The organism is Streptomyces sp. NPDC057616, from assembly GCF_042800575.1.
In the GTDB taxonomy this organism is placed as follows: domain Bacteria; phylum Actinomycetota; class Actinomycetes; order Streptomycetales; family Streptomycetaceae; genus Streptomyces.
On record NZ_JBHVGU010000025.1, the window covers coordinates 118,698 to 142,655 of the forward strand.

The 23,958-nt window shown below is 71.2% G+C and carries 21 protein-coding genes; 17 read left to right on the plus strand and 4 right to left on the minus strand.

Features of this window, described 5'->3' with window-relative positions; genetic code table 11:
* Nucleotide 1: 1 nt before the first annotated feature.
* The 4 genes from ACFU97_RS29125 (at nucleotide 2) to ACFU97_RS29140 (ending at nucleotide 3,032) form a co-directional block, all read left to right on the plus strand.
* On the plus strand, nucleotides 2–634 hold the full coding sequence (locus tag ACFU97_RS29125) for a bifunctional 4-hydroxy-2-oxoglutarate aldolase/2-dehydro-3-deoxy-phosphogluconate aldolase (RefSeq protein WP_384262326.1): 633 nt from the start codon (nucleotides 2–4) through the stop codon (nucleotides 632–634).
* The gene (locus tag ACFU97_RS29130; protein ID WP_384262328.1) at nucleotides 631–1,506 is read left to right on the plus strand and encodes an SMP-30/gluconolactonase/LRE family protein; all 876 of its coding nucleotides are present in this window, start codon (nucleotides 631–633) and stop codon (nucleotides 1,504–1,506) included. Before ACFU97_RS29125 ends, ACFU97_RS29130 begins: the two co-directional genes overlap by 4 nt.
* Nucleotides 1,503–2,510, plus strand: coding sequence for a sugar kinase (locus ACFU97_RS29135; protein ID WP_384262331.1), 1,008 nt, complete (start codon nucleotides 1,503–1,505; stop codon nucleotides 2,508–2,510). Before ACFU97_RS29130 ends, ACFU97_RS29135 begins: the two co-directional genes overlap by 4 nt.
* 69 nt (nucleotides 2,511–2,579) lie before the next feature.
* Nucleotides 2,580–3,032: a DUF2871 domain-containing protein gene (locus ACFU97_RS29140; RefSeq protein WP_384262333.1), complete on the plus strand. Its 453-nt coding sequence runs from the start codon at nucleotides 2,580–2,582 to the stop codon at nucleotides 3,030–3,032.
* Nucleotides 3,033–3,045: 13 nt separating this feature from the next.
* Here ACFU97_RS29140 and ACFU97_RS29145 read toward each other — a convergent pair whose 3' ends face one another.
* Entirely contained in the window at nucleotides 3,046–4,311 is a 1,266-nt protein-coding gene (locus ACFU97_RS29145; protein WP_384262335.1) for a YhgE/Pip domain-containing protein, read from the minus strand.
* Nucleotides 4,312–4,675: 364 nt separating this feature from the next.
* On the opposite strand from ACFU97_RS29145, the gene ACFU97_RS29150 reads away from it, so the two are divergent.
* From ACFU97_RS29150 to ACFU97_RS29185, 8 genes are all read left to right on the plus strand, one after another.
* Nucleotides 4,676–6,769 (plus strand): molybdopterin cofactor-binding domain-containing protein, encoded by a 2,094-nt coding sequence (locus ACFU97_RS29150; RefSeq protein WP_384262395.1) that lies wholly within the window; start codon nucleotides 4,676–4,678, stop codon nucleotides 6,767–6,769.
* Between the two features lie 35 nt (nucleotides 6,770–6,804).
* Complete coding sequence (locus ACFU97_RS29155; RefSeq protein ID WP_384262338.1) at nucleotides 6,805–7,266, plus strand: (2Fe-2S)-binding protein; 462 nt, start codon at nucleotides 6,805–6,807, stop codon at nucleotides 7,264–7,266.
* Between the two features lie 83 nt (nucleotides 7,267–7,349).
* Nucleotides 7,350–10,724 carry a pyruvate carboxylase gene (locus tag ACFU97_RS29160; protein WP_384262397.1) on the plus strand — a complete coding sequence of 1,125 codons (3,375 nt, stop codon included), beginning with the start codon at nucleotides 7,350–7,352 and terminating at the stop codon, nucleotides 10,722–10,724.
* A 182-nt stretch (nucleotides 10,725–10,906) separates the two neighbouring features.
* Nucleotides 10,907–11,995 carry an S-(hydroxymethyl)mycothiol dehydrogenase gene (locus ACFU97_RS29165; RefSeq protein WP_384262340.1) on the plus strand — a complete coding sequence of 363 codons (1,089 nt, stop codon included), beginning with the start codon at nucleotides 10,907–10,909 and terminating at the stop codon, nucleotides 11,993–11,995.
* Complete coding sequence (locus ACFU97_RS29170) at nucleotides 11,995–12,627, plus strand: MBL fold metallo-hydrolase (protein WP_384262342.1); 633 nt, start codon at nucleotides 11,995–11,997, stop codon at nucleotides 12,625–12,627. The genes ACFU97_RS29165 and ACFU97_RS29170 overlap by 1 nt, the downstream gene beginning before the upstream one ends.
* Before the next feature lie 157 nt (nucleotides 12,628–12,784).
* Nucleotides 12,785–13,147 (plus strand): bifunctional 3-phenylpropionate/cinnamic acid dioxygenase ferredoxin subunit, encoded by a 363-nt coding sequence (locus ACFU97_RS29175; RefSeq protein ID WP_384262344.1) that lies wholly within the window; start codon nucleotides 12,785–12,787, stop codon nucleotides 13,145–13,147.
* A complete protein-coding gene (locus tag ACFU97_RS29180; RefSeq protein WP_384262347.1) occupies nucleotides 13,144–14,301 on the plus strand; it encodes an NAD(P)/FAD-dependent oxidoreductase in 1,158 nt (385 codons plus the stop codon). The genes ACFU97_RS29175 and ACFU97_RS29180 overlap by 4 nt, the downstream gene beginning before the upstream one ends.
* Nucleotides 14,302–14,410: 109 nt before the next feature.
* Entirely contained in the window at nucleotides 14,411–15,544 is a 1,134-nt protein-coding gene (locus tag ACFU97_RS29185) for an aromatic ring-hydroxylating dioxygenase subunit alpha (RefSeq protein ID WP_384262349.1), read from the plus strand.
* A 15-nt stretch (nucleotides 15,545–15,559) separates the two neighbouring features.
* Here the strand turns inward: ACFU97_RS29185 and ACFU97_RS29190 are convergent, their stop codons facing one another.
* Nucleotides 15,560–16,306 (minus strand): IclR family transcriptional regulator, encoded by a 747-nt coding sequence (locus ACFU97_RS29190; protein WP_384262401.1) that lies wholly within the window; start codon nucleotides 16,304–16,306, stop codon nucleotides 15,560–15,562.
* A gap of 752 nt (nucleotides 16,307–17,058) precedes the next feature.
* On the opposite strand from ACFU97_RS29190, the gene ACFU97_RS29195 reads away from it, so the two are divergent.
* On the plus strand, nucleotides 17,059–17,592 hold the full coding sequence (locus tag ACFU97_RS29195) for a TerD family protein (RefSeq protein ID WP_384262351.1): 534 nt from the start codon (nucleotides 17,059–17,061) through the stop codon (nucleotides 17,590–17,592).
* Nucleotides 17,593–17,725: 133 nt separating this feature from the next.
* On the opposite strand, the gene ACFU97_RS29200 is transcribed toward ACFU97_RS29195, so the two are convergent.
* Nucleotides 17,726–18,784 carry a PucR family transcriptional regulator gene (locus ACFU97_RS29200; protein WP_384262354.1) on the minus strand — a complete coding sequence of 353 codons (1,059 nt, stop codon included), beginning with the start codon at nucleotides 18,782–18,784 and terminating at the stop codon, nucleotides 17,726–17,728.
* 231 nt (nucleotides 18,785–19,015) lie between these two features.
* On the opposite strand from ACFU97_RS29200, the gene ACFU97_RS29205 reads away from it, so the two are divergent.
* Nucleotides 19,016–19,462 carry a hypothetical protein gene (locus ACFU97_RS29205; protein ID WP_384262356.1) on the plus strand — a complete coding sequence of 149 codons (447 nt, stop codon included), beginning with the start codon at nucleotides 19,016–19,018 and terminating at the stop codon, nucleotides 19,460–19,462.
* A 143-nt stretch (nucleotides 19,463–19,605) separates the two neighbouring features.
* On the opposite strand, the gene ACFU97_RS29210 is transcribed toward ACFU97_RS29205, so the two are convergent.
* Complete coding sequence (locus ACFU97_RS29210; protein ID WP_384262358.1) at nucleotides 19,606–20,520, minus strand: alpha/beta fold hydrolase; 915 nt, start codon at nucleotides 20,518–20,520, stop codon at nucleotides 19,606–19,608.
* Nucleotides 20,521–20,719: 199 nt separating this feature from the next.
* On the opposite strand from ACFU97_RS29210, the gene ACFU97_RS29215 reads away from it, so the two are divergent.
* The 3 genes from ACFU97_RS29215 (at nucleotide 20,720) to ACFU97_RS29225 (ending at nucleotide 23,922) form a co-directional block, all read left to right on the plus strand.
* A complete protein-coding gene (locus tag ACFU97_RS29215) occupies nucleotides 20,720–21,181 on the plus strand; it encodes a CBS domain-containing protein (protein WP_384262361.1) in 462 nt (153 codons plus the stop codon).
* Between the two features lie 192 nt (nucleotides 21,182–21,373).
* Complete coding sequence (locus ACFU97_RS29220) at nucleotides 21,374–22,627, plus strand: cation:proton antiporter (protein WP_384262363.1); 1,254 nt, start codon at nucleotides 21,374–21,376, stop codon at nucleotides 22,625–22,627.
* Nucleotides 22,624–23,922: an SLC13 family permease gene (locus tag ACFU97_RS29225; protein ID WP_384262365.1), complete on the plus strand. Its 1,299-nt coding sequence runs from the start codon at nucleotides 22,624–22,626 to the stop codon at nucleotides 23,920–23,922. The genes ACFU97_RS29220 and ACFU97_RS29225 overlap by 4 nt, the downstream gene beginning before the upstream one ends.
* Nucleotides 23,923–23,958 lie beyond the last annotated feature (36 nt).

The following is a 23,958-nucleotide window of genomic DNA, read 5'->3' on the forward strand; positions in this document are numbered from 1 at the left end:
CATGGATCTGCGAGCGGCCCTGGCCGCCCACCGCCTCGTCGCCATCGTGCGCGGGGACGACCCCGCCGCCGCGCTGCGCACCGTGCTGGCCCTCGCCGAGGAGGGCGTCGAGCTGATCGAGGTGTCGCTGACCGGCAAGGACGCCCTGACCGTCGTCGAGCAGGCCCGGCAGGCACTCGGCCCCGGCCGCCCGCTCGGTGCGGGCACCGTCCTGACGGCCGACGACGCCCGGGCCGCCCACGAGGCGGGAGCGGACTTCGCCGTCACCCCGGCGCTCGGCGAAGGCGTCGTCACGGCACGGGAGTTGGGCATGCCGGTCCTCGCGGGCGTGATGACACCGACCGAGATCGTGGCCGCCCGCGGCCTCGGCGCCGCCGCCCTCAAGATCTTCCCGGCCGCACAGGCGGGCGGCCCCGCCTACGTCAAGGCGCTGCGCGGACCGTTCCCGGACGCGCCGTTCGTACCGGTGGGCGGCGTGGACGAGGCGGCCGCGCGCGCCTATCTGGCCTCCGGCGCGATCGCGGTCGGCGTCGGCTCGCCCCTGATCGGCGACGCGGCGGACGGCGGCAGCATCACCCAACTGCGGGTACGCGCCCGCGCTTTCAAGGACGTCGTGGGGGAGTTCGCGCAGTGACGACGGTGGTAGTCGACGAAGCCCTCCGCCCCGACCGCCTGGAGCTCGGCGAAGGCATCCGCTGGACCGGCTCCGGCGTCGTGCTGGTCGACATCCTCACGGGCCGGCTGCTGGCCGTGCCCGAGGACCCGACCGCACCCCTGAAGGAACTGACCCGGCTCTCCGTACCGTTGGGCGCGGTCGCGCCCGTCGACGGCCGCCCCGGCACCTGGATCGCCGCCGCCGGCACCGGCATCTGCCTGCTCGCGCCCGACGGTTCTACGAGCTGGCTGGCGCGACCCGAGGACGGCGCCCCGCTCGCGCTGCGCATGAACGACGCGAGCGCCGACCCCGCCGGCCGGTTCTGGGCGGGCAGCATGGGCCACGAGGCCGACGAGGGCGCCGGATCGCTGTACCGGGTGGACCACGACGGCACGGTGACCCGCGTCCTGGACGGCATCACCGTGCCGAACGGGCCCGCGTTCACGGCCGACGGAACCGCGATGTACCTCGCCGACAGCGCCCGCGGCATGGTCCGCCGCCACCCCGTCGACCCGGCGACCGGTGAACTCGGCGCACCCGAGCCCTTCGTGACCGTCGACGACGGCAGCCCCGACGGCATGACCGTCGACGTCGAAGGGGCGGTGTGGATCGCGGTCTGGGGCACCGGGACCGTACGCCGGTATCTGCCGGACGGCCGGCTCGACCGCACCCTGCGGCTGCCCGTGAGCCGGCCCGCCGGGGTCTGCCTGCGGGAGGACATCCTGCACATCACCACCGCCCGGGTGGGCCTGGCCGCACCGGGCCCGCTGGACGGCGCCCTGTTCACCGCCCGGGTCGACGTGCCGGGCACACCGGCCGCCGCCTACCGCCCCTCGCGGGAGGTGTCATGAGCGGCGCCCCCGGCATCCCGTTCCCGCCGGACGGCCCCGTCGTCTGCGTCGGCGAGACCATGGCCGCCCTCGCGCCCACCCCGGCCGGTCCCCTCGACAGCGCCGAGGACCTGCGCCTGTCGGTGGCCGGAGCGGAGTCGAACGTCGCCATGTACCTCGCCGACCTCGGCCGTGGCGTCTCCTGGCTCTCGGCCCTCGGCGACGACGCGTTCGGCCGGCGGGTGCGGGCGGCCGTGGCCGCCGCGGGCGTCGACGTAACGGGCGTACGCACCGACCCGCGGCGGCCCACCGGACTGCTCGTGAAGGACCCGGGCCGCGACCGTACCCGCGTCCACTACTACCGCGGCGGCTCGGCCGCCTCGGCCCTCGGACCGGAGACCCTGGACGACGAGCGGGTGCGGTCGGCGGCCCTGCTGCACATCACGGGCGTCACGCCCGCGCTGTCCGCGTCCTGCCGGGTGCTGGTGGAACGGGCGCTGGCCACCCCGCCCTCCCGACGCCCGTACGCCATCAGCTTCGACGTCAACCACCGCCCCACGCTCTGGCCGGACGGCACGGCCGCCGAGGTGCTGCGCGAACTGGCCGACCGCGCCGACATCGCCTTCGTCGGCCTCGACGAGGCACAGGATCTGTGGGGCGCCGACCTCCAACCGGCCGCCGTACGGCGGCTGTTGAAGGGACCGCGCATCCTGGTCGTCAAGGACGGCGGGCGGGCCGCCCACGCCTTCACCGGGCCCGACGCCGACGTGTGCACCGTGCCGGCCCTGCGCACCGAGGTCGTGGAACCCGTCGGTGCGGGCGACGCCTTCGCGGCCGGCTTCCTGGCCGGACTGCTGCGCGGTGAGGACCTGCGGCGCGCCCTGCGCCTCGGCCACGTCACCGCCTCGTCCGCGCTCCGGGTGACGGGCGACCACGGCCCGCTGCCGGACCGCGCGCGGATCGAGGAGCTCCTCGCGCTGGGCGACAGGGAGTGGACGAATGTCAAGCAAGGGAGCCTCAACTGATCGTGGACTGAGGTACGTTCACCCCGCACGGCGCGGTCGAGGCCGACGACGTCCGGGGGGAACGACGCCATGAGGAAAATCCTGAACACGGCCCACGTCTACATGATCGTCGGCGTGGTCAGCGGTCTGTACTACCGCGAGATCACCAGGGCCGAGGACTTCACCGGTGACTCCCAGCTGGGCCTCGTCCACACCCATCTGCTCGCGCTCGGCATGCTGTTCTTCCTCGTCGTGCTGGCGCTGGAGAAGCTCTTCACCCTGACCGCCGACCGGCTCTTCACCTGGTTCTTCACGCTCTACAACGCGGGCATGGTGGTGACGGTCGGCTGCATGGCCGTGCACGGCACGCTGACGGTCCTCGGGCACGACAGCGACGAGGCGATCGCTCTCGTGGCCGGCCTCGGCCACATCCTGCTGACCGTCGGCCTCGTCCTCTTCTTCATCACCCTGGGCCGCCGCATCCCGGCCAAGTCGCCCGAGCCCGCCCGGACCGCGGCGCCGAGCGAGTCCGCGTCCCGCTGAGCCGCACCCGGTCTCAGGCCGGCTGCGGTGTCAGCCGCTTGTGGCCCTTGCGGTCGTAGTAGCGCGTCATCGCGAAGCCGAAGAGCAGGGCCAGGACCGCGCCGATCGCGATCATGAGCCAGGACCGGGAGAGGCCGGCGTCGCCGCGGGCGTCGAAGTAGAGGATGGCGCGGACGCCGTCGCTGAGCTGACGCATGGGCTCGAAGTGGGAGAGGAAGCGGTAGAAGCCGGGCACCGCCTGCAGCGGCACGGTCGCGCCCGAGGAGGGCAGGCCCAGGACGATGAACACGAACATGGAGATCAGCTGGCCGATGCCGCCGAACGCGGCGTTGATGGCCTGCACGCCCAGCCCGACGGCGAGGGCCGCGCAGTAGGAGTAGATCCACAGCAGCGGGATGTGGGTGGCGTCCATGCCCAGGATGCTGATGGTGGCGACCATGATGAGGGAGACGCTGACGACCGTGATGCCCGCGGTCAGCACCATGTTCAGCAGCAGCGTCTGCGTCCGGCTGATCGGCACGGTGGGGCGGCGGGTGTGCCAGGGGCCGATCTCGCTGTCGGTGTAGCCGAGGGCGGTGTCGACGGCGTTGGTGATGATGTTCCCGCCCATGAAGCCCGCCAGTACCAGCAGCAGCGTGTAGTAGAAGGCGCTCAGCCCGAGCCCGCTGTGGCCGCCGATCGGGTGCCCGACCTGGGTGACGACGTTCACCGGGTCGGCCAGCAGGAGTCCGGTGGTGGCGTTCGCCTGCCCTCCCGCGGCCGTGGTCAGCTGCTTGCCGATGGTCAGCGAGGACTGGTGCGCCGCCGCCGTCGTGATCTGACTGGCGAGGGAGGAACCCAGGCTGCCCTTGCCGGGGTTGGTGAGCACGGTCATCGTCGGCCGGGTGGTGGCGTCGGCCGTGGTGAGCGCGGTGAGCGACGCGGTGAAGTCGGGCGGGATGACCAGGGCGCCGTAGACCTTGCCCGCGTCGAGCTGGTCCTGGGCCTGCGCACGGGTGAGGGTGCGCCACGAGGCCTTGTCGTCGGCGGTGTTGGACGTGATGGCCGCGGCGATCTGCGCGCCCGCGTTCTGCTTCTGCCCGGGCGGCGGCTTGCCGGTGTCGCTGTTGACCAGGGCGATGGGCAGATGGTGCAGGGCGCCCTGCGGGTTGACGATGCCGCCCATGTACAGCAGCGCCAGCAGCATGGCGAGCAGTCCGGTCAGGACGGTGGGCACGAGCCACAGTTTGGGACGGCCGAGCAGACTGGCGGTACGGGCCTGGGGGCTGGCGTCGGCCATGGCTCTCCGTAGGTCGGGGGAGGACGGGCGTCCACCGCAGGGCTCCTGTTCGGACCCAGAGCCTACGGAGAAGAGGGGACGAAGGAGGGCAAGCCGCGCGCGAGAGGCCGGAAGTCAACGGCACTCGGTTCTCAGGGAACCCACAGGGCGACCGGTCCCTCATATCTGGTGACGATGCGGCCGGCCGAGGCGAGTGCCCGGCCGGGCGACGCGACGTACGAGCCGGACGAACCGCTGGGAGGCCGCGTTGGACGGCAAGAAAGACTCCGCCGCAGGCAACGGCCGCGCCACCCCGGCCGCCACGGCGGCTCCGACGGCACCGGGCGCCCCAGCCAACCCGGCCGCCGTGTCCCGCCGCCGGTTCATGGTGTACTCCCTGGCCGCGACCACGCTCACCGTCGCCGCCCCGCTCGCCTGCGACACGTCCTCCGCCCAGGGCTCCGAGCCCCGCCGGGACGCCTCCGGTGTGCTGGTGACCGGCACCGACGAGGAGATGCTCGTCCTGGAGGTCACCCGGGCCAACAAGGTCGTCGTCCGGCTGCCGCGCGTCGAGGTCGGCCAGGGCGTCACCACCGCCGTGGCCATGATGATCGCCGAGGAGCTGGACGCCCGCCTCGCCGACGTGGACATCCCGCTGGCCGACGCCCGCACCAAGGGCAACCAGTCCACCGGCGGCTCCAGTTCGGTGAGTTCGCTGTACGGGCCCGCCCGGCAGCTGGCCGCCACCGCGCGCGCCAGGCTCGTCACCGCCGCCGCCCGGCGCTGGCACCTCCCGGCCAGGACCCTGCGCACCCGGGACACCATGGTGATCGCGCCGGACGGCCGCACGGCCACCTTCGGCTCGCTGAGCGCGAGCGCCGCCCGCATCCGCCGTACGGCCGTGTCCGACAAGCCGAAACCGGCGTCCCGGCACAAGGTGATCGGCCGGGCGACGAACCGCGTCGACGCGCGCGACCTCGTCACCGGCAGGGCGAAGTTCACCGGCGACCTGAACGTGGCCGGGGCGCACCCGACCGTGGTGGCCCGGCCGCCCACGCTCGGCGGCAAGGTCGTGTCGGTCGACACCCGGGCGGCGCGCGTCCTGCCCGGAGTGCACGCCGTCGTCCGGGTCCCCGGCGGCGTCGCCGTGGTGGCCGAGTCCTTCCACCACGCCTTCCAGGCCCGCGACGCCCTGAAGATCAAGTGGGCGCCGGGCCCGCTGGCGCGGCTGTCCGACGACGGCATCCGCGCCCGGCTGCGGGCCGCGGTGCCGCGCCTGCCCGCCGCACCGCGCGGGACGGCGCAGGTCGAGGGCGAGTTCGCGTTCGCCTTCGTCAGCCACGCGCCGATGGAGGTGCTGACCGCGATCGCGGACGTTCGCGCGCACAAGGCGGAGATCTGGTTCTCCTCCCAGACGCCCATGGAGGCCCGCGACACCATCGCCCACGCGGTGGGACTGCCGGCGTCCGCGGTCACGGTCCGTGTGATGCGTGGCGGCGGCTCGTTCGGGCGGCGGCTGACCTTCGACGCGGCGATCGAGGCGGCCCTGATCTCGAAGGCGGCGCGCCGCCCGGTCAAGCTGATGTGGAGCCGCAACGACGACACCCGGCACGGCCGGATGCGTCCCGCCGGTCACCACCGCATCCGGGCCAGTCACAAGGACGGCCGCGTGGTCGCCTTCACCCACGCCATGGCCTCGGTGAACGAGTCCTACGGTAAGAACGCGACCTCGGCCGTCCTCGTGCGGCCGGCGGCCGCGGGCTCCGTCCGGCCGGCGTCCGCTCCCGCGCCCAGCGACTCCGGGCTCTACAACTTCGGCCGCGTCACCGGTGATTCGGGCGGCGTCGACCTCGCGATGCCGCTCGGCGCCTGGCGGTCGGTGGACTCCGGGACGATGCGGACCGCGGAAGAGATCATGGTGGACGAGGTGGCGCGGAGCCTGGGCAAGGACCCGGTCGCCTTCCGCCGTACGACCCTGCGGAACAAGGCCGTACGGGCGGTGCTGGAGAAGGCCGCCCGGGCCGGGGACTGGGGGCGGGCGATGCCCGACGGGCACGGGCAAGGCGTGGCCGTGCACGAGGAGTACGGCTCCTGCGTGGCCTGTCTGGCCGAGATCGACGCCACCGACCCGAACAAGCCCCGGGTGACCAAGGTGGTGATGGCGGCCGACGTCGGCACCGCCGTCAACCCGCGCGGTCTGGAGGCCCAGCTGATGGGGACCGCGCTCGACGGGATCTCCACCGTGCTGAGCGCCGGGCTGCACATCGACCGCGGTGCCGTCCGCGAGGGCAGCTTCGGTGATTTCCGGTGGGCCCGCCAGCGCGACGCCCCGCTGCACTTCGAGGCGCACATCATGCCCTCGAAGGGGGAGCCGGGCGGCGCCGGTGAGCTCGGCGTGCCGGCCGCCTCCGGGGCCGTCGCCAACGCCTACGCCCGCGCGACCGGCACCAGCCCCCGCCGTTTCCCGCTCACATTCTGAGACCGTTCACATGCTGAGACCTTGAGAAGGAATCGATGCCCTCCTACTCCTTCGTCCTCAACGGCGAGAAGGTCACCGTCGAGGCCCCCGCCGACATGCCCCTGCTGTGGGTGCTGCGCGACCTGCTGCACGTCACCGGACCCAAGTACGGATGCGGTGTCGGAGTGTGCCGCGCCTGCACCAGCCACCTCGACGGGGAGGAGATCCAGCCCTGCGTGGTGAAGGTCGCCGACTGTGCGAAACGCCAGGTCACGACGATCGAGGGGCTGGCCGACGGGGACACGTTGCACCCGGTGCAGCAGGCGTGGCTGGAGTGCGACGTCGCGCAGTGCGGCTTCTGCCAGCCCGGCCAGATCATGGCCGCCGCGGCCCTGCTGAAGAAGACGCCCCGGCCGTCCGACGAGGACATCGACCGGATCGAGAACGTGTGCCGCTGCGGCAGCTACCCCCGCATACGCGAGGCAATCAGGAAGGCGGCAACCGAGATCACACCTTGATATGAGTGGCCCGGCTCACATGGCGTGACACGATCGTGACCGACACCATGGTGCACGTCATCGGCAGGCTGAAGGGAGCGGTGATGTTCCGCAAGGTGCTGGTCGCCAACCGTGGTGAGATCGCGATCAGGGCGTTCCGCGCCGGGTATGAGCTCGGCGCCCGGACCGTCGCCGTCTTCCCGCACGAGGACCGCAACTCGTTGCACCGGCTCAAGGCCGACGAGGCGTACGAGATCGGCCAGCAGGGGCATCCCGTGCGCGCGTATCTCTCCGTCGAGGAGATCGTGCGCGCCGCGCGGCAGGCGGGCGCGGACGCGGTCTACCCCGGGTACGGCTTTCTGTCCGAGAACCCCGAGCTCGCGCGCGCGTGCGAGGAGGCGGGCATCACCTTCGTCGGGCCCAGCGCGCACACGCTGGAGCTCACCGGCAACAAGGCGCGCGCGGTGGCCGCCGCCCGCGCCGCCGGCGTCCCCGTCCTCGGCTCCTCCGAGCCCTCCAACGACATCGACGAACTCGTGCGCGCCGCCGAGGAGATCGGCTTCCCGGTGTTCGTGAAGGCGGTCGCGGGCGGCGGCGGTCGCGGCATGCGCCGCGTCGAGGACCCGGCCGCGCTGCGCGAGTCCATCGAGGCGGCCTCCCGTGAGGCGGCCTCCGCCTTCGGCGACCCGACCGTCTTCCTGGAGAAGGCCGTCGTCGACCCCCGCCACATCGAGGTGCAGATCCTCGCCGACGGCGAGGGCAACGTCATCCACCTCTTCGAGCGCGACTGCTCGCTCCAGCGCCGCCACCAGAAGGTCATCGAGATGGCCCCGGCGCCCAATCTCGACCCCGAACTGCGCGACCGCATCTGCGCCGACGCGGTGCGCTTCGCGCGCGAGATCGGCTACCGCAACGCGGGCACCGTGGAGTTCCTCCTGGACCCCGACGGCAACCACGTCTTCATCGAGATGAACCCGCGCATCCAGGTCGAGCACACGGTCACCGAGGAGGTCACCGACGTCGACCTGGTCCAGGCCCAGCTGCGCATCGCCTCCGGCCAGACCCTCGCCGACCTCGGCCTGTCGCAGGAGACGGTGCAGCTGCACGGCGCGGCCCTGCAGTGCCGTATCACCACCGAGGACCCGGCCAACGGCTTCCGCCCGGACACCGGCCGGATCAGCGCGTACCGCTCGCCCGGCGGCTCGGGCATCCGCCTCGACGGCGGAACGACCCACGCCGGTACGGAGATCAGCGCCCACTTCGACTCCATGCTGGTCAAGCTGACCTGCCGGGGCCGGGACTTCAGGGCCGCCATCGGCCGGGCGCGGCGAGCCGTGGCCGAGTTCCGCATCCGCGGCGTGGCCACGAACATCCCGTTCCTGCAGGCGGTGCTGGACGACCCGGACTTCCAGGCCGGGCGGGTGACGACCTCGTTCATCGAGCAGCGCCCGCACCTGCTGACCTCCCGCTCCTCCGCGGACCGCGGCACCAAGCTGCTCACCTACCTCGCCGACGTCACGGTCAACAAGCCGCACGGCGAGCGTCCCCAGCTGATCGACCCGGCCGGCAAGCTGCCCCCACTGCCCGCGGGCGAGCCGCGGGCCGGTTCGCGGCAGAAGCTGGTGGAGCTGGGCCCGGAGGGCTTCGCCCGATGGCTGCGGGAGTCGCCGACCATCGGCGTCACCGACACCACCTTCCGCGACGCCCACCAGTCGCTGCTCGCCACCCGCGTGCGCAGCAAGGACCTGCTGGCGGTCGCCCCGGTGGTCGCGCACACCCTGCCCGAGCTGCTCTCGCTGGAGTGCTGGGGCGGTGCGACCTACGACGTGGCGCTGCGCTTCCTCGCCGAGGACCCGTGGGAGCGGCTGGCCGCGCTGCGCGAGGCGGTCCCCAACATCTGTCTGCAGATGCTGCTGCGCGGCCGCAACACCGTCGGCTACACGCCGTACCCGACGGAGGTGACCGACGCCTTCGTGCAGGAGGCCGCCACCACCGGCATCGACATCTTCCGCATCTTCGACGCGCTCAACGACGTCGGCCAGATGCGCCCGGCCATCCAGGCGGTGCGCGAGACGGGCACCGCGATCGCCGAGGTCGCGCTCTGCTACACCGCGGACCTGTCGAACCCGGACGAGCGCCTGTACACGCTGGACTACTACCTGCGCCTTGCCGAGCAGATCGTGGAGGCCGGCGCCCACGTCCTGGCGGTCAAGGACATGGCCGGCGTGCTGCGCGCCCCGGCCGCCGCGACGCTGGTCTCCGCGCTTCGCCGGGAGTTCGACCTGCCGGTGCACCTGCACACCCACGACACCGCGGGCGGCCAGCTCGGCACCTACCTCGCCGCGATCCAGGCGGGCGCGGACGCGGTGGACGGCGCGGTCGCCTCCATGGCCGGTACGACCTCGCAGCCGTCCCTGTCGGCGATCGTCGCCGCGACCGACCACTCCGAGCGGCCCAGCGGGCTCGACCTCCAGGCGGTCGGCGACCTGGAGCCGTACTGGGAGAGCGTCCGCAAGATCTACGCCCCCTTCGAGGCGGGCCTCGCCTCCCCGACCGGCCGCGTCTACCACCACGAGATCCCCGGCGGTCAGCTCTCCAACCTGCGCACCCAGGCCGTCGCGCTCGGCCTCGGCGACCGCTTCGAGGACATCGAGGCGATGTACGCGGCGGCCGACCGGATGCTGGGCCGCCTGGTCAAGGTCACCCCGTCCTCCAAGGTGGTCGGCGACCTCGCCCTGCACCTGGTGGGCGCCGGGGTCGCCCCGGCCGACTTCGAGGCGAGCCCGAACCGCTACGACATCCCCGACTCGGTCATCGGCTTCCTGCGCGGCGAGCTGGGCACCCCGCCCGGCGGCTGGCCGGAGCCCTTCCGTACCAAGGCACTTGAGGGCCGCGCCGAGCCGCGGCCGGTGCAGGAGCTGACGCCGGAGGACCGCGAGGGCCTGGCGAAGGAGCCCCGCGCCACGCTCAACCGGCTCCTCTTCCCGGGCCCGACGCGCGACTTCGAGGCCCACCGCCAGGCCTACGGCGACACCAGCGTGCTGGACAGCAAGGACTTCTTCTACGGTCTGCGTCCGGCCACGGAGTACGCCGTCGACCTGGAGCCGGGCGTGCGGCTGCTGATCGAGCTGGAGGCCGTCGGCGAGGCCGACGAGCGCGGCATGCGGACCGTGATGTCCACGCTGAACGGCCAGCTCCGGCCGATCCAGGTGCGCGACACCTCGGCCGCCTCGGACGTCCCGGTCACGGAGAAGGCCGACCGGGCCAACCCGGGCCACGTCGCCGCGCCGTTCGCCGGCGTGGTCACGCTCTCGGTCGCCGAGGGCGACGAGGTGGACGCCGGCGCGACGGTGGCGACGATCGAGGCGATGAAGATGGAGGCCGCGATCACGGCCCCGAAGGCGGGCCGGGTGTCCCGGCTGGCCATCAACAGGATCCAGCAGGTCGAGGGTGGTGACCTGCTCGTCGAGATCGGGTGATCCCGGCTCCGACCCGCTGGGGCGGCCCCGGTACGGCATCTGCCGTGCCGGGGCCGTTTCGCGTCTTGACCCAGGGTCTGCACTCCATGATGCTGTGTTGCGGCACACGAGATACGTGCCGCATTGAGCAACTCAGTCCGAGTGGCTTCCCAGCTTCAGTTCTCCACAGCCGAGGAGTGGTCATGACGCATCAGGTCCGCGCTGTCGTCGCGCGGGGCAAGGGCGCCCCCGTCAGCCTGGAAACGATCATCGTGCCCGACCCCGGTCCGGGCGAGGCGCTGGTGAAGATCGAGGCGTGCGGGGTGTGCCACACCGATCTGCACTACCGCGAGGGCGGCATCAACGACGACTTCCCGTTCCTGCTGGGCCACGAGGCCGCGGGCGTCGTGGAGTCGGTGGGCGAGGACGTCACCGAGGTCGCGCCCGGCGACTTCGTGATCCTCAACTGGCGTGCCGTGTGCGGTCAGTGCCGGGCCTGTCTGCGGGGCCGCCCGCAGTACTGCTTCAACACCCACAACGCGAAGCAGAGGATGACGCTCGCCTCGACCGGCGAGGAGCTGTCCCCGGCGCTGGGCATCGGCGCGTTCGCCGAGAAGACCCTCGTCGCCGCCGGCCAGTGCACCAAGGTCGACCGGAAGGCGTCCGCGGCCGCGGCCGGCCTGCTCGGCTGCGGTGTGATGGCGGGCATCGGTGCGGCGATCAACACCGGCCGGGTCGGCCGCGGCGACTCGGTCGCCGTCATCGGCTGCGGGGGTGTCGGCGCCGCGGCGATCGCCGGGTCGAACCTGGCGGGCGCGGCGAAGGTCATCGCGGTGGACATCGACGACCGCAAGCTGGCCACCGCGCGGAAGCTGGGCGCCACCCACACCGTCAACGCGCGCGAGGGCGACCCGGTCGAGGCGATCCGCGAACTGACCGGCGGCTTCGGTGCCGACGTCGTCGTCGAGGCGGTCGGCCGCCCGGAGACGTACAAGCAGGCCTTCTACGCCCGCGACCTCGCCGGCACGGTCGTCCTCGTCGGCGTGCCCACCCCCGAGATGAAGCTCGAACTGCCCCTCCTGGACGTCTTCGGCCGCGGCGGCGCCCTGAAGTCGTCCTGGTACGGCGACTGCCTGCCGAGCCGCGACTTCCCGATGCTGATCGGCCTCTACCTCCAGGGCCGCCTGGACCTGGACGCCTTCGTCACCGAGACCATCGCCCTGGACGAGGTGGAGAAGGCGTTCGAGCGGATGCGCGACGGGGACGTCCTGCGCTCGGTGGTGGTGTTCTGATGGCCCGGGTCCACGTCGAACGGCTCGTCACCTCGGGCACGTTCTCCCTGGACGGCGGTACCTGGGAGGTCGACAACAACATGTGGATCGTCGGCGACGACCGCGAGGCGATCGTCGTCGACGCGGCGCACGACGCCGACGCGATCGCCGAGGCGGTCGGCGGGCGCACGCTGAAGGCCGTCGTGTGCACCCACGCCCACGACGACCATGTCAACGCCGCGCCCGAACTGGCCGCCCGCACCGGCGCCCCGGTCCTCCTGCACCCGGACGACCTGCCGCTGTGGAAGCTCACGCACCCGGACCGGATGCCCGACGCCGACCTGGCCGACGGGCAGCCCCTGGCGGTGGCCGGCATCGAGCTGACCGTCCTGCACACACCCGGCCACGCACCGGGCGCCGTATGCCTGTACGCGCCGGCCCTGGGGGCGCTCTTCGGCGGAGACACGCTCTTCGCGGGCGGACCGGGGGCCACGGGGCGGTCGTACAGCCACTTCCCGACCATCGTCGAGTCGATCCGGGAGAGGCTGCTGACCCTCCCCGCGGACACCGTGGTGCACACGGGCCACGGGGAGACGACCACCGTCGGCGCCGAGGCGCCGCATCTGCAGGAGTGGATCGACCGCGGTTTCTGACCGCGAGCGTCGTTTCTCATCATGCCGTGTGTTGTGTGTGTCGCAACGCAGCGTCTCGCATGAACCTGGTCCCTGAACTCCTTGACAGGGGTTCAGGGCGACCCCAGACTGATGTTGCGCTTACCGCAATCCGTTTCGCTATACGCACCGAGGTGTCATGATGATTCCCGTGTGCCGTCTCGTGGACCTTCCACGAGGTGAGGCTTTCCGGCTCGAGACCGATCCGCCGGTCTCGGTGTTCCACACCGACGACGGCGAGCTCTTCGCCATCGACGACACCTGCACCCATCAGGACGCCTCGCTCGCCGACGGCTGGCTGGAGGGCTGCGAGGTCGAATGCCCGCTGCACGCCTCGAAGTTCGACCTGCGCACCGGCGCGGTCGACGCCCCGCCGGCCAGGCTCCCGGTCCGGACGCACGAGGTCGTGGTCGAGGACGGCGTGATCCACGTCCGGGTGTCCACGGACGCCCCCAACCTGCCTCCCTGCGTCGCGGCCCGGCTCGCCGGAGGTCTCGCGTGAGGAAGGTCGCCGTGGTGGGGGCCTCGCTGGCCGGTCTGTCGGCGGCGCGCTCCCTGCGCAAGCAGGGCTACGACGGGCAGCTCGTCGTCATCGGGGACGAGCCCCACCGCCCGTACGACAGGCCGCCGTTGTCCAAGGAGTTCCTGGCCGGCACGGTCGGCGAGGCCGATCTCGTGCTGGAGACGGACGGCGAGGACCTGGGGGCCGAGTGGCTGCTCGGCGCCAGGGCCACCGGACTCGACCCGGCGCACCGCGCGGTCCGCCTCGCCGACGGGACCGAGGTGCGGGCCGACGGGATCGTCGTCGCCACCGGCGCCGCCGCGCGCAGCCTGCCGGGCTCCGCGGGCCTGTTTGGGGTGCACACCCTGCGCACGCTCGACGACGCCCGCGCCCTGCGGGCCGAACTGGCCCGCGGTGGGCGGCTGGTGGTGATCGGTGGCGGCTTCATCGGCGCCGAGGTGGCCTCCACCGCGCGCGCCCTCGGGCTCGAGGTGACGGTGATCGAGGCGGCCCCGACCCCGCTCGCGGGACCGCTCGGCGAGGAGATGGGCACGATCGTCTCCGGCCTCCACGCGGACCACGGCGTACGGCTGCTGTGCGGCGTGGGCGTCAAGGGCCTCAGCGGCGAGCGGCAGGTGGAGGCCGTGCTGATGGAGGACGGGCGCACCGTCCCCGCGGACATCGTGGTCGTCGGAGTCGGTGCCCGCCCGTGCGTCGAGTGGCTGGAAGGCTCCGGCGTCGACCTCGACAACGGCGTCAAGTGCGGTGCCGACGGGCGCACCAGCCTGGCGGGCGTGGTCGCGGTCGGCGACTGCGCCAACTGGTACGACCCGCGCGCCGGCGCCCACCGCCGCGTCGAGCACTGGACCGGCGCCCGCGAGCGCCCCGACGCCGCGATCGCCACGCTGCTGGCGGGCGGGGCGGTGGAGCCGGGGGTGCCCCGGCCGCCGTATTTCTGGTCCGACCAGTACGGAGTGAAGATCCAGTTCGCCGGTCACGCGGCCGGCGCCGACAGCGTGACCGTCGAGGAAGGCACCGCGGACGACCGCAACGTGCTGGCCGTCTACCGGCGGGCCGGAGTGCCGGTCGCGGTGCTCGGCATGAACCAGCCGCGGCTGTTCATGCGGTGGCGCAAGCAGATCGCTTCGCTGTGATCAGCGAGATGGGTCGTTGTCCTTGTGCGGCGCCGTCGTGGCTGGTCGCGCAGTTCCCCGCGCCCCTTTCGGGGCGCTCCCCGCATCGACGTTTCCCGAGGAGTGCACTGTGACCTCGACCAGCCTGCCGGACAGCCTGATCGCCACTCTTCCCGGCTCCTCCTACACGGACCCGGCGACCTTCGCCCTGGAGCAGGAGCGCATATTCGAGACCATGTGGTTCTGCGCCGTGCGCTCGTCCGAGCTCGCCAAGCCCGGCGCATTCCGCACCGTCGACGTGGGCCGCGAGAGCATCCTCGTCACCCGCTCGCGCGACGGCTCGATCCGCGCGTTCTTCAACGTCTGCCGGCACCGCGGCGCCAAGCTGTGCACGGAGGAGTCCGGCGAGGTGAAGCGGGCGTTCCAGTGCCCGTACCACGCCTGGACGTACGGCCTGGACGGCAAGCTGGTCGCCGCGCCCAACCTGACCAAGATGCCCGACATCGGCCGCACCGAGTACGGCCTGGTGAACGTCGCCGTCCGCGAATGGCTCGGCTACGTCTGGGTCTGCCTCGCCGAGAATCCGCCCTCCTTCGAGGAGGAGGTCATCGGGGACGTGGTCTCCCGCCTCGGGGACGTCGAGTCGATCGAGCACTACGACATCGGCAACCTCTCCGTCGGCCGGCGGATCGTCTACGACGTGAAGGCCAACTGGAAGCTCATCATCGAGAACTTCATGGAGTGCTACCACTGCGCCACGATCCACCCCGAACTCACGGAAGTACTACCGGAGTTCGCGGACGGCTACGCCGCGCAGTACTACGTCGGCCACGGCGCGGAGTTCGGCGAGGACGTCCAGGGCTTCACGGTCGACGGCTCCGAGGGCCTGGACCGCATCCCGGGGGTCGGCGACGAGCAGGACCGCCGCTACTACGCGATCACCGTGCGGCCGCAGGTGTTCATCAACCTCGTGCCCGACCACGTGATCTTCCACCGGATGTACCCGGTGGCCGTGGACCGCACGGTCGTCGAGTGCGACTGGCTCTATCTGCCGCACGTCGTCGAGAGCGGCAAGGACGTCAGCCGGTCCGTGGAGCTCTTCGACCGGGTCAACCGCCAGGACTTCGACGCCTGCGAGCGCACCCAGCCCGGCATGAGCTCCCGGCTGTACGCCAAGGGCGGCGTGCTCGTCCCGAGCGAGCACCACATCGGTGCGTTCCACGACTGGGTCGACGAGCGCCTGGGCACCCACCGGCCCCGGTGACGGCCCGCGGGCCGCTCAGCCCAGGTACCCCATCCGGTGACTGATCTCCTCCGCGCCCTTGAGCAGGTTCGGTGCCAGCTCGTGCATCCGCTCCTCGGTGAAGCGGTAGCCCGGGCCGGAGGCGCTCAGTGCGGCGATGACCTCGCCGTCGCGGTTGCGAACCGGCGCGGCCATGGCGTGCAGGCCGATCTCGAACTCCTCCACGGTCCAGGCGTAGCCCCGCTCACGCACCTCGGCGAGGTTCTTCTCGAGCTTCGTCTTCGCCGTGATCGTGTGCGGGGTGACCTTCTTCAGACCGGTCTCGGCCAGCAGCGCCGCACGCTCCTTGGCCGGCATGTGGGCCAGCAGGACCTTGCCGCTGGAGGTGGCGTGCAGCGGGGTCAGCTGGCCGACCCAGTTGTGCGCCGTGATCGCGCCCGGGCCGCGCACCTGGTAGAGGTTGATCGCGTAGTGCTCCTGCATGACCGCGATGTTGACGGTCTCGCCGAGCTCCTCGGCGAGCCGTTCGCACACCGGCCTGCCCTGCTGGGTGATGTCGATGCGTCCGGTGACGGCGCCGGCGAGGCGCACGATGCCGAAGCCCAGCCGGTACTTGCCGCGCTCGCCCGCCTGCTCCACCAGCCCGCGCGCCTCCAGCGCGCCGAGCAGGCGGAAGGCGGTGGACTTGTGGACGTCGATCTCTCCGGCGACCTCGCTCACGCCCGCCTCGCCGCGCTGGGCGAGGATCTCCAGGACGCTGATGGCGCGGTCCACCGACTGCACTCCGCCGGCCTGCGAATTGCCTGTCTCGGTGTCTTGGCTGTGGTTGCTCACAACGAAACTATACGCGCAGTACGGCACAACTTGTTACCTGCCGGTACCGTGATCGCAACCTTTCACCTGGTAGAGGCCGATTCACGAGCCTAGGCGCTTGTCACCGCCGGCTGCGAGTTCTCATAGGCTTCGCCATGTTCTTCTTCGCCCCGGTCGTCCCGTGGCTGCTGTTCCCGATGCACCGCCGAGCAGGGGCAGCCGCCGCTGCCGTCTGGGGGGCGGCGCTCCTCGTCCTGAGCACCGTCGTCTGGGGCGGGGCGTTCCTGGCGTCGGTACTCCTCACTGCCTTCTCGTGCTGCGTCCGCCTGGTGGTCGAGGCCACAGGCGCCCTGGGGGAACCGCGGGCACGGCTCCGCGCCCGCCGCGCGGATCGTCGCCGCGCGCTCGTTGCATAGTGGCCTACGGCCGCCCTCTCTCCGCAGCAGCAACAGAAAGATCCTTAGCTCAGGCCAAGGATCGCGGAAGGCGAGATGGAGGTCGTCGTTGTCGACGGCGGGTTCCTCGCGAGGCCACTGTGGTCGGATTTCGCTGGGTGTGATCTTGTGTGGTGAGCCTGGTCGTGAATCGCGATGGGTACCGATCTCCCGGTCGCGAGTCGATGACTTCCGGGACAACCGAGCTAAGGAGGTATCAAGAGCCTGGTCAGAGCACATACTTGACGATGCGGGGGTGTCTCGCGGTACCTGACGGGGAGGGGCAAGGTGAGCGGGTTCGGCGAGGGGCTGGGCAAGGTAGAGGTGAAGCTTCGGTGGGACCCGAGTCCGTACGGGGAACCGCCTCGGCATCTCGACATCATGGCTGCGACCTATGCGGTGGACGACCCTTACGGGCGGCCTGTGTACGTCGTCCATACCGAGAGTCGGTCGCCGGACGGCACGATCAACATGAGCCGGCACAGCGAGACCGGCATGGGCTTCGGGTTCGTCGAGGCGATGGTGCTCGAGTTCGAGCGGATGTCGCGCGCGTTCGGGCGCGTGGTGGTCGGCGTGGCCATTCACCAGGATCGTGGGGCGCGGACCTTCGGTGACATATCTAATGCCGGGGTGGTCGTGGTCGAGGGCTACCGGGAGCTGCTGGTAAACGATTTCGCGCAGGTCGCCGACGCGACGGCGGCGACGGTCGCGGAATTCGCCAGAGACGCGTCCGGGCGGTGGGGATTCCGCGAGATGGTCCAGGGGTTCGACGCCGACCCTGTGCTGTTCGCCGCGGAGATGGGCAGAACCCCGGAGCAGTGATGTGAGACGGTCGCGGACAGCCGTGGTTCGGCGATCCGTGCGGTTGCACGTTCCATTGGGTGTTCCGCATGGCGCGGCAAGAGCCCTTCGGTGACCGGGCTTCGCCCCGCTGAACGGCCTGAGGGTGCCGCCGTCACAGTTCTTCGGTCGGCCAGTCCAGGAGCCGGGCGCCGATGACGGCGGTCTGGAGTTTGTAACGGTGTGCGGGATCGGCCGGGTTGGCACCGGTGAGCTGGTGGATGCGATCCAGGCGATACGTCATGGCCCGCACGCTCAGGGAGAGTCGGCGGGCGGCCTCGGCCGCGACGCAGCCGGAGTCGAAGTATGCCGTGAGGGTGTCGAGAAGGGGCTGGGCGCCGCCCCGCGCGGTGGTGAGCGGGCCGAGCGTGTTCACCACGAGGTCGGCCATGGCCTGGCGGTCACGGGTGAGGACCGGGTAGACGAGGAGGTCGGCGGCGCGCAGGACCGGGTCGTCGAGGCCGAGGCGCTCGGCCATCTCCAGGGCGCTGAGGGCTTCCTCGTAGGATTGGACGACTCCGCCGGGGCCCGGCTGCGGGCGACCGATGGCGACCCGGCCGCCTTCCGTGGCGGCGTGCGCCTGTTTGGCGAAATAGGGGAGCACCCCGTCCTCGTGGCCGGGCGCGACGCACAGCAGTTGTCCGTCCTTGGTGGTGAGCAACACGTTGCGGTTGCCGAAGCGGGTGATCAGCGCGTGTTCCACCTGCCGCGGCACCGGATCACCTTCTACGTAAGCGACGGGTCCCTGTGCGACGGCGACCGCGTGCGCGTGGGAGAGGCGCAGTCCGAAGCGCTCGGCGCGCTCGGCGAGGCGGCCCAGGTCGCTACGGCCGTAGAGGAGGTCGTCGATGAACTCCCGGCGTGCGGCCTCCTCCTGGCGTACGGCGAGGCGCTGGGCGCGTTCGTAGCCCTCGGCGAAGGCGTCGACGACCTGCTGTACGGCGGCGAGCGTACTGTCGACCGATCCGGGGGCATCGGGCCAGGCCGCGCGGGCCGCGGCGAGGTGGGCGCCCACCAGGGCGCGCAGTCCATGGCCGGCCTCCGCGGCCTGCTCTCCCAGTGCACGGCGCGATTCGATCTCCTCGCGCACCAGGCGCCGGCCCGTGACCGAGACCTCGGCCAGGATCCGGGCATAGCCCTCCAGATACGCCTCGGGTATCTCCCGCTCGGTCACGCAGTCCCCCGGAATCTTGATGCCCCGGTGACGGTTTCTTGGCGGTTCACCGGCATGCAGACACTAGTGAACGCTGCCGGGGACCGGCAATGCGCGGCAGGTCTCAGGCGTGCACCATGGGCTTCGGGGAGCACTGTGAAAGGTTCCGATGCCGGGCGCCGGCAGCTGCCCGGGGCCCGGCACGGAGGCAGCGCACCGCCTGTCCCGGCCGTATCAGGGAGGGAGCCGGAGATGCGGTTGCTCGTAGGCGCCGCCACCGGCCTGCCCGTGATCCTCTTCACGGCGGCCCTGGTGGTGGTCGCGGGCTTCTGGCTGCTGGTGGTCGCCGGTGTGACCGCCTCGGACAGCTTCGACGCGGACACCGATCTCGGCGGCCTGGGAATGGGCGGTGTGCCGGTGGCCGTCGCGCTGTCCCTGCTGACGGTGCTCGCCTGGATCCTCGGAGTCGGAGCGACCGTGTTGCTCACGGCCTTGTCGCCGACGGGGACCGCAACCGGGATTCTGCGGCTGGTGGTACCGCTGGTGGGGCTGTTCGTGGCCTGGCGGCTGACATGTCGCTTCGTTCGACCGCTGCGCCGTCTCTTCTCCGAGGAGCGCCGCCCCGGTCATGCCGCCACCGGGATCGGGCGCACGACGGGTTCGCAGGATCGGCCTGTCGTCCGGCCCAACAACCATTAGCAGTCCGGGCCTTGGAGGGGGAGCGACGGGAGAACGCAGCCGTGTTGGTCAGTACCGGGCCGGCCGGGGCGTCCTCGCTGTTCGGCGATCCGAGCGTGGGTGGAGTCGATCCTGCTCCGTGTCCGGTGCCACGCGGCCTGCTCTTAGGCGGCCGATGCAGGGCCGCCGGCCGACAGGAAGTCCCGTATGCGTGCCGCGACCGCCGGCCAGTCGTCCCCGAACCAGACAGAGTGGCTGTCCGCCGAGCTCTCCAGCAGTTCCGCGTGCCGTAGCCCAGCGGCCAGAGCCTTGGCATGGGCGAACGGAACTGCGCCGTCGCGACGGCTCGCGATGACCAGGCCCGGTTGGGTGATGTCGGCCAGCAGGAGTCCTGGATCGGCGCCGGTCTTGAGATCCCTCAGGTCGTTGACGAAACCGTGGCCCGATCTCATCCGTGAGAAGAGTGCGATCAACTGTGCCCGGTCCGCAGGCCGTAGGCCCGCCACGACCTCGGCCGCCGGAAGAGTCGTGAGGTCGCGCAACAGCAGCCGTAGGGCTGTGTCCGGAGCACGTCGGACGAGCGCGCGTACGAGTGTCCAGGTCGCCCGCTCCCGGCCGGGTCCGAAGAGCACATGGGCGCCGAGGTAAGTCCGTCGATCGGGCCAGGGCAGCGGTCCGACGGCGCTCTGCAGGATCAGGCGTTCGACGGTCTCGGGATGGTGTGCGGCCATTGCGACAGCGGTGGGGCCCCCGCCTGAGACACCGACGACGGCCGTGATCTTCGCGATGCCGAGACGTGCGCACAGCGCGGCAGTGACGTCGGCGAACTCGCTCGCGGACCGGCCGGTCGAGACGGGGGTGCGGCCGTACCCGGGCCGCGACGGCACCAGTACCGAGCAGTCCTCGTCGGCGAAGACGTCCTCGCCGAGGGCTAGGCCGGCCCGCATGTGGCCGCCGTGGAGGACGACGACCGTCCTTCGGCCGCGGCGCTGCAAGCGGTATTCGACCTTTCCCTGCGTCAGCTCGACGACCTCTGTGGCCGGGGCGTCGTTGTCACCGTGTATCGGCGTGCGTCTCACAGTGGGTCCTCGGGATGGTGGAGGTCGGCTGCATGGGCCGTGTCCCACCTGCTCGAAGACCGGAGGAACGCCGACGTGGCCGCCGGCGTCGATTGCATCACAATGACCGGGGAGCCCTCGCGCGACGGTTGGCCCGGGTGCTGCGGCCGCGTGACGCTTCCCCCTCAACGGGACACAGAACGAAACTCAGGAGCCGATCGTGCGGGCACGAGACCTGGCAGTGGAGTACGAGACCGTCGGCGTCGACACCGACGCCATGGCGGCGGCACGGATGATGGCCGAACACCGGCTGCCCGCCCTGTTGGTGCTCGATGAGCAGGGTGCGCCGAAGGCGATCCTGCCGGCCTCCCAGATGATCAAGACCATCGTTCCGGCGTACGTGATCGACGATCCGACGCTTGCCGCGGTGGTCGACGAACGTCACGCCGACAAGCTGTGCAAGGCCCTCGCGGGACGCACGGTGCGCGACTGCCTGTCCAAGAGCCTGCCCGCGCCGCCGGTCGCCGACCCCGATGCGACCGCGCTCGAGGTCGCGGCGCTGATGGCGCAGGTGCGCAGCCCTCTGGTGGCGGTGGCGGACAAGGACAAGAGCGGTGTGCGGCTGCTCGGTGTGATCACAGCCGCTCACTTGCTGGAGCGGCTGCTGATCGCCGCCTCCTGAGCGGGCCCACGCTGGGCGGAGACGGCATCGGTCACCCGGAGCTTGCCGGTGTCCGGCAATGTTCACGTTCAGGGCGCGCGCATAAGGAGCCTGTCAAAGACGTATCAAGAGCAGGTAAGGTTCCACGCGGTGTGCCGGGAAGCCTGGTCGGCGAGTTGAGGACAGATCTCTCTTCCGATCGGGGCGTTTGCCATGGTGCTGGTGGTGGTGTTCGGCTTCGCGCTGCTGGTGGCGGTGCTGTTGTCGGGCCTTGCGGCGCGGACGGTGCTGTCCACGTCCTTCCTCTTCCTGGTCGGTGGCGCGCTCGTGACCGACGGAGTTCTCGGGCTGATCCACATCACGCCGGACAGCGAGATGGTTTCTGTGACGGCCGATCTCGCCCTGTTCGCGGTGCTGTTCACCGACGGCATGCACGTCTCGCTGCCGAAGTTGCGCGCCAACTGGAAGAACCCGGCCCGTGCTCTCGGCCTGGGCATGCCGCTCGCGTTCGTCTTCATGGCGCTGGTCACCCACTTCCTGGTGGGCCTGGACTGGACGACGTCGTTTCTGGTGGGCGCGGTGCTCGCGCCCACGGACCCGGTGTTCGCCTCGGCGATCGTGGGCCGCAGAGAGGTTCCGGCCAAGCTGCGCCAGCTGCTCAACGTGGAGAGCGGCATCAACGACGGTCTCGCCCTCCCGGTGGTGATGCTCCTCATCGCGGCGGCCGGTCCGACGGCATCCGGCCTGGAAGCGTCCCCCGGCAAGATCGCCGTTGAGCTGCTGCTGGGCCTGCTCTTCGGTATCGTGCTGCCCCTGCTGGTCGGCGGGCTGGTGCGGTTCCGGCTGCTGGGCGCCGAGCCCAAGCTGCAGCCGCTGCTGCCGTTGGCCACGGGGATCATCCTGTATGCGGCCTGCCACCTCACCCACGCCAATCCCTACCTCGCGGCGTTCTCGGCGGGCGCGGTTCTCGCACACCTCTCGTCGGAGGCGAAGGAGTCGTTCGAGCCCCTGGGCGAGGCGCTGGCGGAGCTGGCGAAGTTCGCGGCACTGCTGGTCTTCGGCGCGCTGCTGACCCCGAAGCTCTTCGGCGGCCTGTCGCTCGGCGGCTATGCGGCCGTGATCCTGGCGATCCTCCTGATCCGCCCGGTCTCGCTCCTGCTGTCGCTGCTCGGCACCCGCCTTTCCCGGCGGGAGAAACTGGTCGCGGCCTGGTTCGGCCCGAAGGGCTTCGCCTCGGTGGTGTACGGGCTGCTGGTGCTGCAGTCCGGCATCCCGCACGCGCAAGAGGCGTTCACGCTCATCGCCGTGTGCATCGCGTTCTCGATCGTGGCCCACAGCTCCACGGACGTGCCGATCGCCCGTGCCTTCGACGTCGAGGAATTGGCCGGCATCCCGGACGCACTCAATGAAGCCGACACCCTGCAGACCAAGGCCCTGCGGGCCCATGGAGGAATCGGAGGAACGTGAACAACTGGCACAGCTGGGCCGCGATCGTCGTCTTCGTCGGCGCGTACGCCCTGATCATCAGCGAGAAGATCCACCGCGTCGCCGTGGCACTCGGCGGTGCGGGGCTGATGCTGGCGATCGGGGCGACCGACGACGTCTCGGCGTTCTACTCGGAGGACTCCGGGGTCGACTGGAACGTCATCTTCCTGCTGATGGGCATGATGATGATCGTCGGCGTGCTGAAGAAGACCGGCATGTTCGAGTACCTGGCGATCTGGGCGGTCAAGCGGGCCCGCGCGAAACCCTTCCGGGTCATGGCCATGCTTGTCGTGATCACCGCGGTGGCCTCCGCACTCCTCGACAACGTCACCACGGTCCTGCTGATCGCCCCGGTGACCCTGCTGGTGTGCGAACGCCTGGCCCTGCCCGCCGCGCCGTTCCTGATCGCCGAGGTGATGGCCTCCAACGTCGGCGGCACGGCCACCCTGGTCGGTGACCCGCCGAACATCATCATCGCCAGCCGGGCCGGCCTCACCTTCAACGACTTCCTCGTCCACCTCGCCCCGCTCATCGTGGTGTTGGTGGTCGTCCTGCTGGTCATGTGCCGGGTGATGTTCCGCAGGTCCTTCGTCTACGACGAGGAGCGCGCGGCCGAGATCATGGACTTGGAGGAGGGCGAGGCCATCAGGGACCGGCGGCTGCTCGTCCAGGGCCTGGTCGTCCTCGCCCTCGTGGTCGCCGGTTTCGTCCTGCATCCGGTGCTGCACTACGAACCCAGCATCGTCGCCCTGCTCGGCGCCGGCCTGCTGGTCGCCGTCTCCACCGTCGACACCCACGATGTCCTGGCCGAGGTGGAATGGCCCACGCTCGCCTTCTTCGCCGGCCTCTTCGTCATGATCGGCGGTCTGATCGACACCGGCGTCGTCGGCGAGATCTCGCGTCAGCTGGCGGATCTGATCGGCGGCAACGAAATGGGCGGCTCCCTGACCCTGCTCGGTGGCTCCGCGGTGCTGTCGGGCATCGTCGACAACATCCCCTATGTCGCCACGATGGCGCCGATCACCGCCGACCTGGTACGCGACATGGGCGGCGCGAGCGACCACGCCATGTGGTGGGCCCTCGCGCTGGGCGCGGACCTCGGCGGCAACGCCACGGCCATCGGCGCCTCCGCCAACGTCGTCGTCCTCGGCATCGCCGAACGCAACCGGCAGCCCATCTCCTTCTGGCAGTTCACCAAATACGGCCTTGTCGTGACCGCCGTGACCGTGGCGATCTCCCTGGCGTATGTCTGGCTGCGCTACTTCGCGCTCGCGTGACCTGCATCAAGAAAGCGTCAGGGTCCAGGCGTCAGG